The organism is Ideonella sp., from assembly GCF_041287625.1.
GTDB lineage: Bacteria > Pseudomonadota > Gammaproteobacteria > Burkholderiales > Burkholderiaceae_C > Ideonella.
Genome location: NZ_JBGGNH010000059.1, coordinates 59,791 through 74,870, shown reverse-complemented (window position 1 = coordinate 74,870; position 15,080 = coordinate 59,791). Strand labels below are relative to the sequence as shown.

Below are 15,080 nucleotides of genomic sequence, written 5' to 3'. Positions count from 1 at the left end.
AGCGAGAGCTGGCGATGGCCCGGCGTGTCGCGCTGGTAAGCAGGCGCGCAGCTGCAGGCCTTGCCGTTCCCGTGTGTGACCGTTTGGAGGTGCCGGGGTTCCGGCCGGTGGCCAGACGGCAGCGGAAAGTTCAGAACGAGTAGGACAGCTGAACCTGCAGCACCGGTGCCAGTTGGTAAGGTCGGCTGGGATCGTCCAGGCCGTTGTTGGGATTGCCGGACAGCAAGCGGCGCGAGCCGCCGGCATTGCGCGTGGCCAGCAGTCCCAGGTCGGCGCTCAACCCCAGTCCTGGGCGGGCCCACCAGGCCGTGTAACCCATGCCCAGGTAGGGCGTGGCGGTGGTGTCCAGCGCGCTTTCGCTGGCCTGGCTGCTGGCGCCGAATGTGGTGCGGCTCATCAGCAGGCTGCCAGAACCATAGGCGCCGGGAGCACCCAGGGCCACCGAAGGCGAGCCGAACAACAAGGCACCGGTGGCCCGCAGGCCACCGCCATCGCCGACCCGGCCGATGTCGAAATAACGGTCGCCGGCAAGGCTGGCGCCCAGTGACAGGCGGCTGTCCAGCATGCTGGGCGCCGGGCCCAGCGGCTGGGCGCCAACCGACAAACGGGTTTGCCACTGCGGCCACGCAGCACTGTCGCCGTTGAGGCGCAATCCGTCCCCCACGGTCGCGGCCGAGGCTGCCGAGGCCGCCAGCATGGCTGCAGCCATCACGCCGGCCAGCATGGCGCGGTGAAGGCTCTGGCGAGCGGAAACACGGCTGTCGACGGTGTGCATGCGGCCCCCGGTGGTGTTGTCGCGCTTCGCCCGGTGGCTCCGGATCTGCGCGTCCCAATGCAAAAGATGCTACTCCTTTGCCTCCAATCAAGGCCCGAAAAACGGCGGGATTTCGCCGCTGTTGTGCGGACTGCACCACGCTATGAAGCGGCAGCTGGCTGACCGGTGGCTGGCCACCGACCGCCGGTGCAGCGACCGTGGCCCGCCAGGTCGCGCCGGGTCCGGACCTGGGCAAAACCGGCGCGTTGCAGCAGCGCCTGCACCGCCTCGGCCTGGTCCCAGCCATGCTCGATCAGCAGCCATGCGCCGGGCCGCAGGTGTGGCGGCGCGTCTGCCACCAGCGTGCGAATGGCCGCCAGCCCGTCGCCTTCTGGCGTCAGGGCGCTGCGCGGTTCGTGTTGCAGTGCGTCAAGGTGTGGATCGTCGCCGGCAATGTAGGGCGGGTTGCTCAGCGCCAGGTCGAAGGTTTTGCCGGCGACCGCCTGCCACCAGTCGCTGTGCAGCAGGCGAACCGCCAGTCCCAGCCGCTCAGCATTGGCGCGTGCCACCGCCAGCGCCGCTTCGCTGAAGTCCAATGCGGTCATCTCTGCCGCGGGAAAGCGGTGCTTCACGGCCAGCGCGATCGCGCCGCTGCCGGTGCCCAGGTCGACGACCTGGGGCGTCGGCCTGTCTGCCAGCTCGCAGGCCAGCAGTTCGAGCGCCCAGTCGACCAGGGTTTCGGTGTCGGGCCGCGGCACCAGCACCGCGGGGCTGACCTGCAGCGTCAGGCCGTGGAATTCGCGTTCGCCCAGCAGGTAGGCCGTCGGTTCGCCGGCTGCGCTGCGCTGCCACAAGGCCTGGAAGCGGGTCAGCGCTTGGGTCGGCAGCTCGTCCTGGTCGTGCGCCACCAGCCAGCTTCGGTCTTTCCGCAGTACGTGCGCCAGCAGCAGCTGGGCATCCAGGCGTTCCAGCCCGGCGGTGCGGGCGGCAGCCAGCGCCTGTGTGACCGTCGTCATGCGCCCGTCTCCAGCGCCGCCATCTGCTGCTGCGCCCGTGCCACCAGCAGCGCCTGGGTCACGTCGCCCAGCTCGCCTTCCATCACCGCGCTCAGCTTGTAGAGCGTCAGGTTGATGCGGTGGTCGGTCAGCCGGCCTTGCGGGAAGTTGTAGGTGCGGATGCGGTCGGAGCGGTCGCCGGAGCCAACCAGCGCCTTGCGCGTGGCGGCCTCCTTGGCATCGCGCTCGCTGCGCTCCTTGTCCTGCAGCCGTGCCTGCAGCACCGCCAGCGCCTTGGCCTTGTTGCGGTGCTGCGAGCGGTCGTCCTGGCACTCGGCGACCAGCCCGGAGGGAATGTGCGTGACGCGGATCGCGCTGTCGGTCTTGTTGATGTGCTGGCCACCCGCGCCGCTGGCGCGGAAGGTGTCGATGCGCAGGTCGGCCGGGTTCAGCGTGACTTCGGCCGCTTCATCCGGTTCGGGCATCACCGCGACGGTGCAGGCGCTGGTGTGGATGCGGCCCTGGGTTTCGGTCGCCGGCACGCGCTGCACCCGGTGGCCGCCAGACTCGAACTTCATGCGCGCATAGACCTGCGGGCCTTCGAGCCGGATCACCACTTCCTTGTAGCCGCCCAGGTCCGAACGGCTCTCGCTCATCAGCTCGCTGCGCCAGCCCTGGGCCTCCGCGTAGCGCAGGTACATGCGCGCCAGGTCGGCGGCGAACAGGGCAGACTCTTCGCCGCCGGTGCCGGCGCGGATCTCGACAAACGCATTGCGGTCGTCGTCCGGATCCTTGGGCAGCAGGGCGGTCTGCAGCTCGGCAAGCAGCGCGGCCTGGTCGGCCTCGGCGGCCGCGGCTTCCTCGCGTGCCATCGCAGCCATCTCGGTGTCGGCCGCCTTGTCGGCTTCGGCCAGCAATTCCTGTGCGCCGGCCTGGTCAGCCTCTCGCTGCTCGAAGCGGCGAAACAGGCCGACGACCGCCGCCGCGTCCGACTGCTCGCGCGACAGCGTGCGGTAGCGCTTCATGTCCGCGGTGACCTGCGGGTCGGCGAGCAGTGCGTCGAGTTCGCTCAGGCGCATCGCGAGGCGTTGCAATTGCTGGCGCAGCGAAGGGTTCATCTGGGAGGCGGCGCAGGGCCGGTAGCAGGGCAACGGCCAAGTGTGCCGTGCGCGGAAATCGGGGCGCTGGCGGTGATGCCAGCAAGCAGGCCGAAGGCTCGGCCATCACGCGGCGAGCGCCGCTAACGCCCGCTGTCGTCCGTTTCGCCGGTGTGGGCCGGGCCGCGTGCGGCCTGGCGCAGGAACAGCCGCGAGACCATCTCGGCCGTCTGGTGGCGCTGCTCGCCTTCGCTGCCGTGCAGCTCGGCCAGCGCACCATGCAGCATCTTCTGGGTCAGGCCGCGGCTCAGCGCTTCCAGCACCGTGTCCAGGTCGGTGCCGCGGGCCAGCAGCTTGCGCGCGCGGGCCAGCTCCGCGGCGCGCCAGTCGTCGGCCTGGCGGTTCAGGGCCTGGATCAGCGGCACGCTGGCGCGCTGGTCCAGCCAATGCGCAAAGCTTTGCACGCCGGCATCGATGATGGCTTCGGCCTGCTCGACGGCGGCCAGCCGCTTCTGGCTTGCGGTCTGCACCGCGGCGGTCAGGTCGTCCACGGTGTAGAGGTAAACGTCGGACAGGCGGGCCACTTCGGGTTCGATGTCGCGCGGCACGGCCAGGTCGACCATGAACATCGGCCGGCGGCGGCGCGCCTTCAGCGCCCGCTCCACCGCGCCCAGCCCGATGATGGGCAGCGAGCTGGCGGTGCAGGAAATCACCGCGTCGAATTCGTGCAGCCGCGCCGGCAGGTCGGCCAAGCGCATGGCTTGCGCGCCAAAACGCGTGGCCAGCTTCTCGCCGCGTTCGAGCGTGCGGTTGGCCACCGCCATCAGCTGCGGCTCCTTGGCCGAGAAATGCGTGGCGACGAGCTCGATCATCTCGCCGGCGCCGACGAACAGCACCTTGATCTTCGCCAGGTCCTCGAACAGCTGCGAGGCCAGGCGCACCGTGGCAGCGGCCATGCTGATCGAATGCGTGCCGATCTCGGTCGAGGTGCGCACTTCCTTGGCGACAGAGAACGAGCGCTGGAACAGCTGGTGCAGCGTGGTGCCCAGCGTGCCGGCTTCGTCGGCACCGCGCACCGCCTGCTTCATCTGGCCAAGGATCTGCGGCTCGCCCAGGACCATCGAATCCAGCCCGGAGGCGACACGGAAGGCATGCCGCGCGGCTTCACGGTTTTCCAGCACATAGGTGTGCTGCTGCAAATGCTGCTCGGCCACGCCGCCCTGGCGGGCGAGCCAGTCCAGCGCGGGGCGCACCAGCTCGCGGGCGCGCGCGGGCCCGCTGGCCACGTAGATTTCGGTGCGGTTGCAAGTCGACAGGATCGCCGTTTCCGGCGCCGAGCGTTGCAACTGGTCGCGCAGCGCCTGCAGCGCGGGTGTCAGCTGCTCGGGCGCGAACGCAAACCGGCCCCGCAAATCCAGCGGGGCCGTGTGATGGTTCAAGCCGAGCGCAAATACACTCATGGCGGAATTATAAAATCGTTACCTTGCCCTCAGCACTCGGCCGGTTGGCAGAGGCTGTGGCGCAATTGACGGGAATCAAGCAGGACGACGTCACCATGGGCCCAATGGACGCCATCTGGCATTTGCTGAACTTCTTCGGCCCCGCGCTGGGCGTGGGGTTGATCGCCACCGGCTTGGCCAAGCTGTTGTGGCACCGCCCGCTCAAGCGCGTGCCCTTTGCCCGCCTGGCGCTGTGGACCATGGGCGCCGGCGCACTGGTGCTGCTGTTCGGCCTGGTGCTGTTCGGCCGCGATGGCCGCATGGCGACCTATGCGATGCTGGTCGTCGCCACCGCGCTGGCGCTCTGGTGGCGCGGCTGGGTCCGTCCGCACTGAGCTCAGACCGTCACGCTGTCCTGCGTCACCACCTCGGCGCGCAGCGAGTGCGGCATCGCCTGGGTGATGCGCACGTCGATCAGCTGGCCGATCAGCCGTGGCGCGCCGGGGAAGTTGACGATGCGGTTGCACTCGGTGCGGCCCATCAACTCGGCCGCACTCTTGCGCGAGCGGCCTTCCACCAGGATGCGCTGCACCGTGTCCTGCATCGCGAAGCTGTAGCGGCGCACGTTGTCTTCCAGCCTGGCCTGCAGCGCCTGCAGCCGGGCCAGCTTCGCTTCGTGCGGCGTGTCGTCGTGCAGGGCGGCGGCGGGCGTGCCGGGGCGGGCGCTGAAGATGAAGCTGAACGAAGCGTCGAAGCCGATGTCCTCGATCAGTTTCATTGACTTCGCGTGGTCTTCCTCGGTTTCGCCGGGGAAGCCGACGATGAAGTCGGTCGACAGTTGGATGTCCGGCCGCACCAGGCGCAGCCGGCGGATCACGCTCTTGTATTCCAGCGAGGTGTAGCCGCGCTTCATCGCCGAGAGGATGCGGTCCGAGCCGTGCTGTACCGGCAGGTGCAGGTGGTTCACCAGCTGCGGCACTTTGGCGTAGACGTCGATCAGCCGCTGGCTGAACTCGTTCGGATGGCTGGTGGTGTAGCGGATGCGCTCGATGCCGGGGATCTCGCCCACGTATTCCAGCAGCAGCGCGAAGTCGGCGATCTCGCTGGTGCCACCCATCGTGCCGCGGTAACCGTTGACGTTCTGGCCCAGCAGCGTCACTTCCTTCACGCCCTGGTCGGCCAGCCCGGCAATCTCGGTCAGCACGTCCTCGAAAGGCCGCGAGACTTCCTCGCCACGGGTGTAAGGCACGACGCAGTAAGTGCAGTACTTCGAGCAGCCTTCCATGATGGACACGAAGGCGGTCGCGCCGTCGACGCGCGCTGGCGGCAGGTGGTCGAACTTCTCGATCTCGGGGAAGCTGATGTCGACCTGCGAGCGCTTCTGCGCCTTTTGCTGGGCAATCATCTGCGGCAGCCGGTGCAGCGTCTGCGGGCCGAACACCAGGTCCACATACGGTGCGCGGTCGATGATGGCCGCGCCTTCCTGGCTGGCCACGCAACCGCCCACGCCGATCAGCACGCCTTTTTCCTTCAGGTGCTTCACGCGGCCCAGGTCCGAGAACACCTTCTCTGCCGCCTTCTCGCGGATCGAGCAGGTGTTGAACAGCACCAGGTCGGCTTCTTCGACGTCCTGGGTGGGCTCGTACCCGTCGGCCGCGCGCAGCACGTCGGCCATCTTGTCCGAGTCGTACTCGTTCATCTGGCAGCCGAAGGTTCTGATGAAAACTTTCTTCGTCATGATCGGTTCACTCACGGCTTGGTCCAGGTCTGGGCAGCAGCGTCGAAGCGCCAGCTCTGCGCCTGCTCCAGCGTGCGTGGCCACGGGCTCATCTTGGCCTCGTCGTCGCGCAGCACCCAGACTTCCAGCGGCTGGCCCATGGCGTCCAGGGTGAAGTTGACGACCAGCTTCTGGCCCACGATGGCGCCGGACATCTGCAGCAGGTTGTCCGCCCCGTGGATGCGGGCGCCGGGCGCCAACCGCGTGGCCTGGCCGTTCAGCGTGGCTTCCGGCGGCGCGGTGACCACCAGCACGCCGCGCAGGGCGGTGGCGGGGAAATTGCGGGCTTGCCAGGCGGCGGCCGGCGCGCTGAGCGTGGCCAGGGCAGAAAAGGCGAGCAGGGCCGGCGCGGCGGCAAGCAGGGCGCGCGCCAGCAATCGGCGCGTCATCACACAGCGGTGCATGGCGTGTATCCAGGGGCTGTGAAAGGAAGCGGCCCGAGCGCTGGAAGCCTCGGGCCGTGCGGCGCCGCTGCAGCTGGCCACCCAGGGCGGCGTCGCTCAGCCGGCGAGTCGCCGATTGTAGCGAGCCGGGTCCTGCGCGAGTCGCTCCGGGGTCATGGCAGAGGGCTCAGGCCGCTGCGAGCGCACCCTTGGGCAAGCCGCTGCTCATCGAGGCGCTGTGCTGGCGCGCCAGCTGCCGGGCCGTGGCCACGTCGCGCTTCTGCACCGCCGCCGCCAGCTGCTGCTGGTATTCGGCATGCGCCCGGGCCCGGGCCGGCGTGACGCGGAACAGGCCGTGGGCCGGATTGCGCACCAGGCCGTGCAGCAGGCTCAGCATCAGCGCCAGTGCGGGGTTGCCGCTCAGTTGGCCGATGAGGGTGTCGAAGGCCAGCACCGCTTGCACGCGGTGGCCCTCGTCGGGTGAGGCCTCGAAGCCGGCGTTTTGCTTCACGTGTTCGGCCAGGCGTCGGCGCACCGAAGCGTCGGACGTGCCAGCCAGGACGCCGGCAGCTTCCTCGATCACCGGTGCGGTGGCATTGGCAATCTGCTGCAGCGTGGTACCTTGCGAGCCAAGGAAGATCGCGGCCATGCGGGACACGGCCTGCACCGATGGCGGCTGGGCGAAAAAGCCACCGCCAATGCCACGCTTGATCTTCAGCAGTGCTTCATGCTCCAGCAGGCGCGCGGCTTGGCGGAAAGTCGGCCGGCTGACGCCCAGGGTGGCGATCAGCTGCTCTTCCGAGCCGAGGAACGCATTGTCCGGACCGGTGACGGCCAGGATGCGCTGGCGCAGTGCGTCGACCGCCTGCTGGACCAGCGAGGTGCTGGCCCGGCCTTCGACCTGGGACGCCGGCAAGCTGGCGGCCCGTGGCTTGGCAACGGGCTTTCCCGCCGCTTTGAACGGGACCTTTGACGCAGGCTTGGCAGCCCGCTTGGGCGCAGGCCGGGCCGCGGCCTTGGTGCTGGGCTTGGTGGCAGCTGCGGCGGCTGGCTTCGCTGCGACGGGCTTGGATTTCTTTTCGGCCACTGACTTTTTGGCAGTGGTGGCGCGAACGCCGGGCTTGGGTACAGCCATTCAGGTGCCTTTGTGGGGTGGTAAAGACGGCGCGGCGATTATGTCCCAGTAGAAGCGGGCTTTTGGACCGGGTTGACCACCATGTGGCGTGGCTTCCCCCAACTTGAACAATCCGTGGCACTCCGCCGCGCGTCGGTCCTCATCCTTCCGATGCTGCGGCCGGCCGCCCCGCTGCCTTGCCGCGCCGCTGCACCCCCAGCAGCACCAGTGCCGCCAGCGCGCCCGGCAGCCACTGGTAGACCGCGCGGTAGACCATCACCGCGGCAATGAGCTGCTGCACCGGCCACTGGTCGCTCAGCAGCGCGACGAACACCGCCTCCAGCACGCCAACGCCCGCGGGCACATGCGCCAGCGCACCCGCCACCGCGGCCACCAGCAGCGCAGTGGCCACCGCCAGGAAGTTGGCCCCCGGTGGCAGCGCCACCCAGACAATGGCGGCTGTGAACCCCCAGTGCAGCGTGCCCAGGCACAGCTGCAGCAGCGCCATGCGGCCGTTGGGCAGGTCGAGTTCCAGCGAGCGCCATTGCCACTGCCGGCGCTTGAATGCCACGCAGGCCCACACATACGCGACAACGAGGGCCAGCGCCACGCCGCCCGCAATCTGCCAGACCACCGGTGCCACGCCCCACAGTTGGGGCAGTGCCTGCGTGCCAAACACCAGCAAGGCGCCAAACAGTGCGAAGTGGCTCAACCAGTTGGTCAATGCGCTGGTGCCGGCCACTGCGGCAATCACGGCCGGTCGCAGGCCCAGCGCGGTGTATTGGTTCAGCCGCAGCCCCAGCCCACCGACCATGTAGCCCAGGTTCTGATTGATCGCAAAGCTGACCGCCGCGACCCGCAACACCGCCAGGCGGCTGACCTTGTGGCCTGTGAACTGCTGTCCCAGGAGGTCGAATCCGGCATAGGTCAAATAGCTGAGAACGGAGAACAACAGTGCCGCCGCCAGCTGCCACGCCGGTGTGTCCTGCAAGGCCTTGCCAACCTCGGCCCACGGCACCTTGCGTCCCGCATGCACCAGCAACACCGCAACCCCGACCAGGAACAGCGCCACCACGGCCTGGCGCAGCCAGCGCGCCCGGTACCAGGGCACACCGCGTGGCGCTGCTGGGTGTGCCGGCATCGGCGCAACCACGGTCATGGCGAAACCCGCGCCCGGGCCATGGCTCCGTCACCACAGCCGCCGCTGCTGCAAGACGCGCTGGGCCGTGCCGGCTGGATCGCCGGCACGGCAGCCGGCACGCTGCGCAGCCAGCCCGGAAAGCGCCGCAGCGCAAAGAACACCACTGTGCCGCGCAGTTGCGCCCATGCCGAGCCCCAGGCCGACAGCTGCACCTGAGGCACCTCCTTGCAGGCGTGCTGCATCATGTGGTTCAGCCGCTTGCTGAGTTCGGCATTGAAGCAATGGTCCTTCACCAGCACATTGGCTTCCAGGTTCAGCGCCAGGCTGGTCGGGTCCAGGTTGCTGGAGCCGACGGTGGCCCATTCGTCGTCCACCACCGCCACCTTGCCGTGCAGCGGCCGCTCGCAGTATTCGAAGATGCGCACGCCAGCGCGCTGCAAATGGCCATGCAGCAGCGAGGCAGCAGGTTTCACGATGGGCATGTCCGGCTTGCCCTGCAGGATCAGGCGCACGTCCACGCCGCGCTGCGCCGCCTGGCGCAGCTCGCGCAGCAGGCGGTAGCCGGGGAAGAAATAAGCGTTGGCGATCACGATGCGGTGGCGCGCCTGGCGAATGGCCAGGCGGTACTGGCGTTCGATGTCGGTCCGGTGGTGGTGGTTGTCGCGCACCACCAGGGCCGCCTTCGCGCCGGCTCGGCCCGCGGGCTCCGCTACTTGGCCCATGCGGTGCAGCAGGCGCTGCCAGCGCTGCGCCACCGCGGGCGGTTTCAGGCTGGCGCGCGTCAGGTCGCGCAGCTTTTCAACCAATGGCCCGCGAATCTCCACCGCGTAGTCCTGCTTGGCCAGCGGGCCGAATTCGGCCAGGTGGTCCAGCGAAAAGTTGATGCCGCCGATGAAGCCGATGCGGCCGTCAACGACGACAATCTTGCGGTGCATGCGCCGGAACAGGTTCAGCCGCTGGCCCAGCAGGCGCCTGACCGGCTTGAAGAAGTGCAGCTGCACGCCGGCCGTGATCAGCGAGTCGATGTAGTCCGGTGACAGGTCCGGCGAGCCCCAGCCGTCCACCAGCAGGCTGACCTTCACGCCGCGGTTGGCTGCAGCCACCAAGGCCTCTCGCAACTGCAGCCCCACCTTGTCCTCGAACAGGATGAAGGTCTCCAGCCGCACCTCCTGCTGTGCCTGGGCAATTGCCTCGAACACGGCCGGGTAATACGCCTCGCCGTTTTCCAGCAGCCGGATCTGGTTGCCGTCGGTCCATTCCAGCCGGTGCATGGCAGCCCCTCGTCCGGCGAGTACGTCGGCCGATCCCCCAAGGGGATGCGAGCCGGCTTGGGAGGGGCCCGGCGCTCGGCCCGTTTGGGCGTTGTCGGAGGTGTTCATGGTTCGAGTTGCGCCGCCAGGGGCGCATGGTCAGACAGGTGGGCCCAGGGCCGGCGCGGCAGCCGCAGCGGGGCCTGGCGGCGCATGCCGCGCACATAGATGCGGTCCAGCCGCAGCAGCGGCAGGCGGGCAGGGAAGGTGCGCGGCATGCCGCCCGGCAGTTTGGCGTGCACTTCGCGCAGGCCCAGCTTCATCAGCGGTGCGTGTGCCAGGCCGCGCCAGTCGTTGAAGTCGCCAGCCACGATCAGCGGCGCGCCTTCTGGCACCTGCTGGTCCATGACCGCGCCCAGGCGCCGGATCTGCTGCTGGCGATCGCGCTCGCGCAGGCCGAGGTGCACGCAGATCACGTGCACCTGCGGCTGCCCCGGCAAGTCCAGCACACAGTGCAGCAAGCCACGCGCCTCGGGCGCCGGCGTTGCACCTTCGTGCGGCCTGTCATGTGGCATCTCGTGGTTGTGCCAGCGCACGATGGGGAACTTGGACAGCACCGCGTTGCCGTGGTCGCCCTCGGTGTAGACCGCGTTGCGGCCGTAGGCATGCTGGTGCCAGACGGTGTCGGCCAGGAATTCGTAGTGCGGCGCGTTGGGCCAGTCCGCCACGCGTGCGCCGTGGCCGGCATGGCGGCCATGCACCTCTTGCAGCAGCACCACGTCGGCCCCCACCGCGCGCATCGCGTCCCGCAGCGCGGGCAGCACGAAGCGGCGGTTCAGGCTGCTGAAGCCTTTGTGAATGTTGATCGTCAGCACGCAAAAACCACGCGGGCCGAACGGAGCCGAGTTCGAGGCAAGCATGCAGGCAGTCTCGCCGGGGCATGTGGCTGGCAGCGTCATCCCCCGCAGTTCCTGGCTGTAGGACTGCGCCGCAGGCGGCTTGCACGGAGAGCCCCAAAGTGCCTCGCACCCCGTTGCCATGCTAGGGTCGCACATGCCCACTCATGCCCATGTCCGGCCGGGCGCAAGCCCCGCCAGCGTACTCACAGGAGCCCTGCATGATTTTGTTCCATGACCGCCGCCGCGTGACCTTGCTGCTCGCCACTGCCGCCGCGTTGACCCTGAATGCCGGCACTGCGCTGGCGCAGGCCAACCCGCCGGTGCGCGTGGCCTCGAAGATCGACACCGAAGGTTCGCTGCTCGGCAGCCTGATCCTGCAGGTGCTGGAAGCGGGCGGCATCAAGACCCAGAACAAGCTGCAGCTGGGCGCAACCAAGATCGTGCGCGGCGCGCTGGTGGCCGGCGAGGTGGACATCTACCCCGAGTACACCGGCAACGGCGCCTTCTTCTTCTCCGACGAGAAGAACCCGGCCTGGAAAAACGCCAAGGCCGGCTACGAGCAGGTCAAGGCGCTGGACCAGCAGAAGAACAAGCTGGTCTGGCTCACGCCTGCGCCGGCCAACAACACCTGGGCGATTGCCATCCGCAAGGACGTGGCGGCGGCGAACAAACTGAAGTCGCTGGAAGACTTCGGCAAGTGGGTGGCCGGCGGCGGCAAGGTCAAGCTGGCCGCGTCGGCCGAGTTCGTCGAGCGGCCCGATGCGCTGCCCGCCTTCCAGGGCACCTACGGCTTCAAACTCTCGCAGGACCAGATCCTCACGCTGGCCGGCGGCGACACCACGGTGACCATCAAGGCCGCCGCCGAGCAGACCTCCGGCGTCAACGCCGCGATGGCCTACGGCACCGACGGGCCGGTCGCAGCACTCGGCCTGCAGATCCTCGAAGACACCAAGTCCGCGCAGCCGATCTACGCGCCGGCGCCGGTCATCCGCGCCGAGGTGCTGGCCCGCCAGCCGCAGATCGGGCAGCTGCTGGCGCCGGTCTTCCAGTCGCTGGACAGCGCCACGCTGCAAACGCTGAACGCCAAGATCGCGCTCGACGGCCAGGACGCGAAGAAGGTGGCCGCCACCTACCTGAAGGCCAAGGGTTTCATCAAGTGAGTGGGGCGGGGCATTCGGCCAACCGGGTGCTGCTGGTGCTGTTGATCGCCGGGATGGCTGCAGCGCTCGGGCTGGCGTTTGTCACGCAGGCGCCGAACCGGCTGGTGTCGGGCGTGGGCGTGCCGCTGCGCGAGCTGTTGCATGGCGGGAACTGGGCACTGATCTCGGTGCCTGCGGCGGTGCTGGCGTTGGCCGCGTTCCTGCGGCAATCGGCGGCCACGCACGGCTTGGTGGCGGTCGCCGCCGCGGCGCTGTTGGCTGCGCTGGCCTGGCTGGCCGGCGCACATGCGAAGCAACTTTCAGATGCAGCGGAAGCGGCCGGCAACAGCGCTGGCCGCACCTCGTTTGGCGGCGGCCTCTGGGTGTTGACGGTGCTGTGCTGGCTGGCCGCGGCGGACGCGGTGCAGCGGCTCAAATTCGGCGCACTGGGCCGCACGCTGGCGCTCGGCGCTGTGCTGGCGCCTGTCATCGTGATGGCGGCTTCCGGCGCGCTGGACGCGCTGTCGCTGTTCAAGGAATACGACAACCGGCAGGACGTGTTCGACGCGGCGCTGTGGCGGCATGCGCAGATCGTCGGCGTGACGCTGTTGCCCACGCTGCTAATCGGCGTGCCGCTGGGCGTGATGGCGCATCGGCATCCGCGGTTTGGCACGCCGGTGTTTGCGCTGCTGAACGTGATCCAGACCGTGCCATCCATCGCGCTGTTCGGCTTGCTGATGGCGCCGCTGGCTGCGCTGGCGGTGGCGCTTCCGGCACTGGGCATTGCCGGCATCGGCCTGGCGCCAGCCGTCATTGCACTGGCGCTTTATTCGCTGCTGCCCATCGTGCAGAGCACCTTGACGGGGCTGCGCGAAGTGCCGGCCGCGGCAGTCGAAGCGGCGACCGGCATGGGGCTCACGCCACGCCAGGTGTTCTGGCGCGTGCAGGTGCCGCTGGCGCTGCCGCTGCTGCTTTCTGGCTTGCGTTTGACCACGGTGCAGGCCATTGGCCTGGCGGTGGTCGCCGCGCTGATCGGTGCGGGCGGGCTGGGCGCCATCATGTTCCAGGGCCTGCTCAGCAGCGCGCTGGACCTGGTGCTGCTGGGCGTGTTGCCAGTGGTGGCGATGGCCGTTGGCGTGGACGCTTTGTTCGCGGTCTTGACCCAATGGGCACAGAGGCGCCAGCCATGATCGAGTTCCACGGAGTCAGCAAGTTCTTCGGCAACGCGGCGGCGGTGAGGGACCTGTCGCTGACCATCGAACGCGGCGAGTTCACGGTGTTGATCGGTGGCTCGGGTTCGGGCAAGTCGACCACGCTGAAGATGATCAACCGGCTGATCGAACACGACGCCGGCCGCATCCTGTTCCAGGGCCAGGAGATCCGCAGCTTCCGGCCGGAGGACATCCGCCGCCGCATGGGCTATGCGATCCAGTCCACCGGCTTGTTTCCGCACTGGACCGTGGCGCAGAACATCGCCACCGTGCCGCAATTGCTGAAGTGGCCAGCAGCGCGCATCGCGAAGCGGGTCAGTGAACTGCTCGACCTTTTGGGCTTGCCGCCCGACCAGTACCGCGGGCGCTATCCGCACCAACTCTCGGGTGGCCAGCAGCAGCGCGTCGGCGTGGCGCGGGCGCTGGCGGCAGACCCGGAAGTGCTGCTGATGGACGAGCCGTTTGGTGCGCTGGACCCGATCACCCGCAGTGCGCTGCAGCAGGAAATGGCGCGCATCCACCGGGCTTCCGGCAAGACCATCGTGCTGGTGACGCATGACATCGACGAAGCGCTGGGCCTGGCCACGCGCATCGTGCTGCTGGACCAGGGCCGCATCGTGCAGGCCGGCACGCCGACCGAGCTGCTGCGCAGTCCCGCCAGCGATTTCGTGCGCGACTTCCTCGGCCGCAGCGAGATCGGCATCAAGCTGCTGGCGCTGGAGACGGTGGCCGCGCGCATGCGGCCGCACGAGCCCGCCGATGGCGAGCCGATTGCGGCCAGCTTGAGCCTGCGCGACGCGCTGTCGGTCTTCGTCGCCCGCAGCGTCGAACGGCTGCCGGTGGTGGACGCCCAAGGCCAGGCAGTCGGCACGCTCCATTTCGCCGACCTGCTGCACGCGGCCGTCTGAGCGCCATGTTCCGCATGTTGCGAAACCCCTTGCCCTGGGCTCTGGCCGTGCTGCTCGCGCTGACCTGGGGCATGCCGCTGCTCAAGCCGCTGTTTGCCGCCGCCTTCCCCGCGCTGGACCGGCCGCTGTACGAGCAGGACACATTTGCGCAACTCGTCTGGGCGCACCTGCAGATCGTTGGCCTGTCCAGCGGCATTGCGGTACTGCTGGGCGTGTCCGCCGGTCTGTTCGTCACCCGCGAGGCCGGGCGCGAATTTCGCCCCCTGGTGGAAACCGTGGTCGCGATGGGCCAGACCTTCCCGCCGGTCGCCGTGCTGGCCGTGGCCGCGCCGTTGATCGGCTTCGGCGAAGCGCCGGCGCTGATCGCGCTGACGCTCTACGGCCTGCTGCCCATCGTGCGCAACACCATCGCCGGCATCGAAGCCGTGCCCGCCAGCGCCCGCGAAGCCGCCGAAGGCCTGGGCATGGGCCGCTGGCAGCGACTGCGCCAGGTCGAGCTGCCGCTCGCGCTGCCTGTCCTGCTCGCCGGCATCCGCACCTCGGTCATCATCAACATCGGCACCGCCGCCATCGCCTCCACCGTCGGTGCCAAAAGCCTGGGCTCGCCGATCATCGTCGGCCTGAGTGGCTACAACACCGCCTACGTGATCCAGGGTGCACTGCTGGTCGGCCTGCTCGCCATCGTGGCGGACCTGGGCTTCTCGGCGCTGGCGCGGTGGGTGGGCCGCTGGCGGGCCGGCGAGGTGGGCTGAGCCGCATCTGCACAAGTGACGCGGAAAAGAAAAAGCCCTGTGGGTCGAACGACGCACAGGGCTTGAATTTTTGGTGGCGCTTCAGGGATTCGAACCCCGGACCTGCGGATTATGATTCCGTCGCTCTAACCGGCTGAGCTAAAGCGCCAACAGCCTTCTATTCTAGAGCGGGAAAAGAGAGTTGGGCAAGACTTTTGAGAAAAAGTTTGCCGGACGGGTTG

15 protein-coding genes and 1 tRNA gene are annotated in these 15,080 nt (G+C 68.7%); 5 read left to right on the top strand and 11 right to left on the bottom strand.

The features are described 5' to 3' along the window. Positions 1-130: 130 nt before the first annotated feature. From ACAH41_RS22240 to hemA, 4 genes are all read right to left on the bottom strand, one after another. Entirely contained in the window at positions 131-775 is a 645-nt protein-coding gene (locus ACAH41_RS22240; protein ID WP_325650370.1) for a hypothetical protein, read from the bottom strand. Positions 776-915: 140 nt separating this feature from the next. After that, entirely contained in the window at positions 916-1,770 is an 855-nt protein-coding gene (gene prmC / locus ACAH41_RS22235) for a peptide chain release factor N(5)-glutamine methyltransferase (protein ID WP_325650371.1), read from the bottom strand. After that, a complete protein-coding gene (gene prfA / locus ACAH41_RS22230; RefSeq protein ID WP_325650373.1) occupies positions 1,767-2,867 on the bottom strand; it encodes a peptide chain release factor 1 in 1,101 nt (366 codons plus the stop codon). The genes prmC and prfA overlap by 4 nt, the downstream gene beginning before the upstream one ends. 122 nt (positions 2,868-2,989) lie before the next feature. Next, positions 2,990-4,306, bottom strand: coding sequence for a glutamyl-tRNA reductase (hemA, locus tag ACAH41_RS22225; RefSeq protein ID WP_325650374.1), 1,317 nt, complete (start codon positions 4,304-4,306; stop codon positions 2,990-2,992). Positions 4,307-4,401: 95 nt separating this feature from the next. On the opposite strand from hemA, the gene ACAH41_RS22220 reads away from it, so the two are divergent. Further along, the gene (locus tag ACAH41_RS22220; RefSeq protein WP_325650375.1) at positions 4,402-4,680 is read left to right on the top strand and encodes a hypothetical protein; all 279 of its coding nucleotides are present in this window, start codon (positions 4,402-4,404) and stop codon (positions 4,678-4,680) included. A 2-nt stretch (positions 4,681-4,682) separates the two neighbouring features. On the opposite strand, the gene miaB is transcribed toward ACAH41_RS22220, so the two are convergent. The 6 genes from miaB to ACAH41_RS22190 all read right to left on the bottom strand — a co-directional run bounded on the left by miaB (position 4,683) and on the right by ACAH41_RS22190 (position 10,870). Then, positions 4,683-6,023 (bottom strand): tRNA (N6-isopentenyl adenosine(37)-C2)-methylthiotransferase MiaB, encoded by a 1,341-nt coding sequence (gene miaB / locus ACAH41_RS22215; protein WP_325650648.1) that lies wholly within the window; start codon positions 6,021-6,023, stop codon positions 4,683-4,685. 11 nt (positions 6,024-6,034) lie between these two features. Further along, positions 6,035-6,466 (bottom strand): hypothetical protein, encoded by a 432-nt coding sequence (locus tag ACAH41_RS22210; protein WP_325650376.1) that lies wholly within the window; start codon positions 6,464-6,466, stop codon positions 6,035-6,037. A gap of 166 nt (positions 6,467-6,632) precedes the next feature. Beyond that, positions 6,633-7,580: an FCD domain-containing protein gene (locus tag ACAH41_RS22205; RefSeq protein ID WP_325650377.1), complete on the bottom strand. Its 948-nt coding sequence runs from the start codon at positions 7,578-7,580 to the stop codon at positions 6,633-6,635. 139 nt (positions 7,581-7,719) lie between these two features. After that, complete coding sequence (locus tag ACAH41_RS22200; protein WP_325650379.1) at positions 7,720-8,718, bottom strand: YbhN family protein; 999 nt, start codon at positions 8,716-8,718, stop codon at positions 7,720-7,722. Further along, positions 8,715-9,971: a cardiolipin synthase ClsB gene (gene clsB, locus ACAH41_RS22195; protein ID WP_325650380.1), complete on the bottom strand. Its 1,257-nt coding sequence runs from the start codon at positions 9,969-9,971 to the stop codon at positions 8,715-8,717. Before clsB ends, ACAH41_RS22200 begins: the two co-directional genes overlap by 4 nt. A gap of 104 nt (positions 9,972-10,075) precedes the next feature. Next, positions 10,076-10,870 carry an endonuclease/exonuclease/phosphatase family protein gene (locus ACAH41_RS22190; RefSeq protein WP_325650381.1) on the bottom strand — a complete coding sequence of 265 codons (795 nt, stop codon included), beginning with the start codon at positions 10,868-10,870 and terminating at the stop codon, positions 10,076-10,078. A 197-nt stretch (positions 10,871-11,067) separates the two neighbouring features. Between ACAH41_RS22190 and ACAH41_RS22185 the strand changes: the two genes are divergently transcribed. The 4 genes from ACAH41_RS22185 to ACAH41_RS22170 are packed head-to-tail and all read left to right on the top strand — an operon-like array spanning position 11,068 to position 14,859. Then, positions 11,068-12,009 carry an ABC transporter substrate-binding protein gene (locus ACAH41_RS22185; protein WP_325650382.1) on the top strand — a complete coding sequence of 314 codons (942 nt, stop codon included), beginning with the start codon at positions 11,068-11,070 and terminating at the stop codon, positions 12,007-12,009. Further along, a complete protein-coding gene (locus ACAH41_RS22180; RefSeq protein ID WP_325650384.1) occupies positions 12,006-13,178 on the top strand; it encodes an ABC transporter permease in 1,173 nt (390 codons plus the stop codon). Before ACAH41_RS22185 ends, ACAH41_RS22180 begins: the two co-directional genes overlap by 4 nt. After that, the gene (locus tag ACAH41_RS22175) at positions 13,175-14,107 is read left to right on the top strand and encodes an ABC transporter ATP-binding protein (protein ID WP_325650385.1); all 933 of its coding nucleotides are present in this window, start codon (positions 13,175-13,177) and stop codon (positions 14,105-14,107) included. Before ACAH41_RS22180 ends, ACAH41_RS22175 begins: the two co-directional genes overlap by 4 nt. Before the next feature lie 14 nt (positions 14,108-14,121). Further along, positions 14,122-14,859: an ABC transporter permease gene (locus ACAH41_RS22170; RefSeq protein ID WP_325650387.1), complete on the top strand. Its 738-nt coding sequence runs from the start codon at positions 14,122-14,124 to the stop codon at positions 14,857-14,859. A gap of 71 nt (positions 14,860-14,930) precedes the next feature. On the opposite strand, the gene ACAH41_RS22165 is transcribed toward ACAH41_RS22170, so the two are convergent. Further along, positions 14,931-15,007, bottom strand: a tRNA-Met gene (locus tag ACAH41_RS22165). Positions 15,008-15,080: the final 73 nt, after the last annotated feature.

Bases quoted from the DNA above. Each gene is read 5' to 3' on its own strand.
- ACAH41_RS22240 (WP_325650370.1), bottom strand. From the start codon at position 775: ATGCACACCGTCGACAGCCGTGTTTCCGCTCGCCAGAGCCTTCACCGC.
- prmC (WP_325650371.1), bottom strand. From the start codon at position 1,770: ATGACGACGGTCACACAGGCGCTGGCTGCCGCCCGCACCGCCGGGCTG.
- prfA (WP_325650373.1), bottom strand. From the start codon at position 2,867: ATGAACCCTTCGCTGCGCCAGCAATTGCAACGCCTCGCGATGCGCCTG.
- hemA (WP_325650374.1), bottom strand. From the start codon at position 4,306: ATGAGTGTATTTGCGCTCGGCTTGAACCATCACACGGCCCCGCTGGAT.
- ACAH41_RS22220 (WP_325650375.1), top strand. From the start codon at position 4,402: ATGGGCCCAATGGACGCCATCTGGCATTTGCTGAACTTCTTCGGCCCC.
- miaB (WP_325650648.1), bottom strand. From the start codon at position 6,023: ATGACGAAGAAAGTTTTCATCAGAACCTTCGGCTGCCAGATGAACGAG.
- ACAH41_RS22210 (WP_325650376.1), bottom strand. From the start codon at position 6,466: ATGCACCGCTGTGTGATGACGCGCCGATTGCTGGCGCGCGCCCTGCTT.
- ACAH41_RS22205 (WP_325650377.1), bottom strand. From the start codon at position 7,580: ATGGCTGTACCCAAGCCCGGCGTTCGCGCCACCACTGCCAAAAAGTCA.
- ACAH41_RS22200 (WP_325650379.1), bottom strand. From the start codon at position 8,718: ATGACCGTGGTTGCGCCGATGCCGGCACACCCAGCAGCGCCACGCGGT.
- clsB (WP_325650380.1), bottom strand. From the start codon at position 9,971: ATGCACCGGCTGGAATGGACCGACGGCAACCAGATCCGGCTGCTGGAA.
- ACAH41_RS22190 (WP_325650381.1), bottom strand. From the start codon at position 10,870: ATGCTTGCCTCGAACTCGGCTCCGTTCGGCCCGCGTGGTTTTTGCGTG.
- ACAH41_RS22185 (WP_325650382.1), top strand. From the start codon at position 11,068: ATGATTTTGTTCCATGACCGCCGCCGCGTGACCTTGCTGCTCGCCACT.
- ACAH41_RS22175 (WP_325650385.1), top strand. From the start codon at position 13,175: ATGATCGAGTTCCACGGAGTCAGCAAGTTCTTCGGCAACGCGGCGGCG.
- ACAH41_RS22170 (WP_325650387.1), top strand. From the start codon at position 14,122: ATGTTGCGAAACCCCTTGCCCTGGGCTCTGGCCGTGCTGCTCGCGCTG.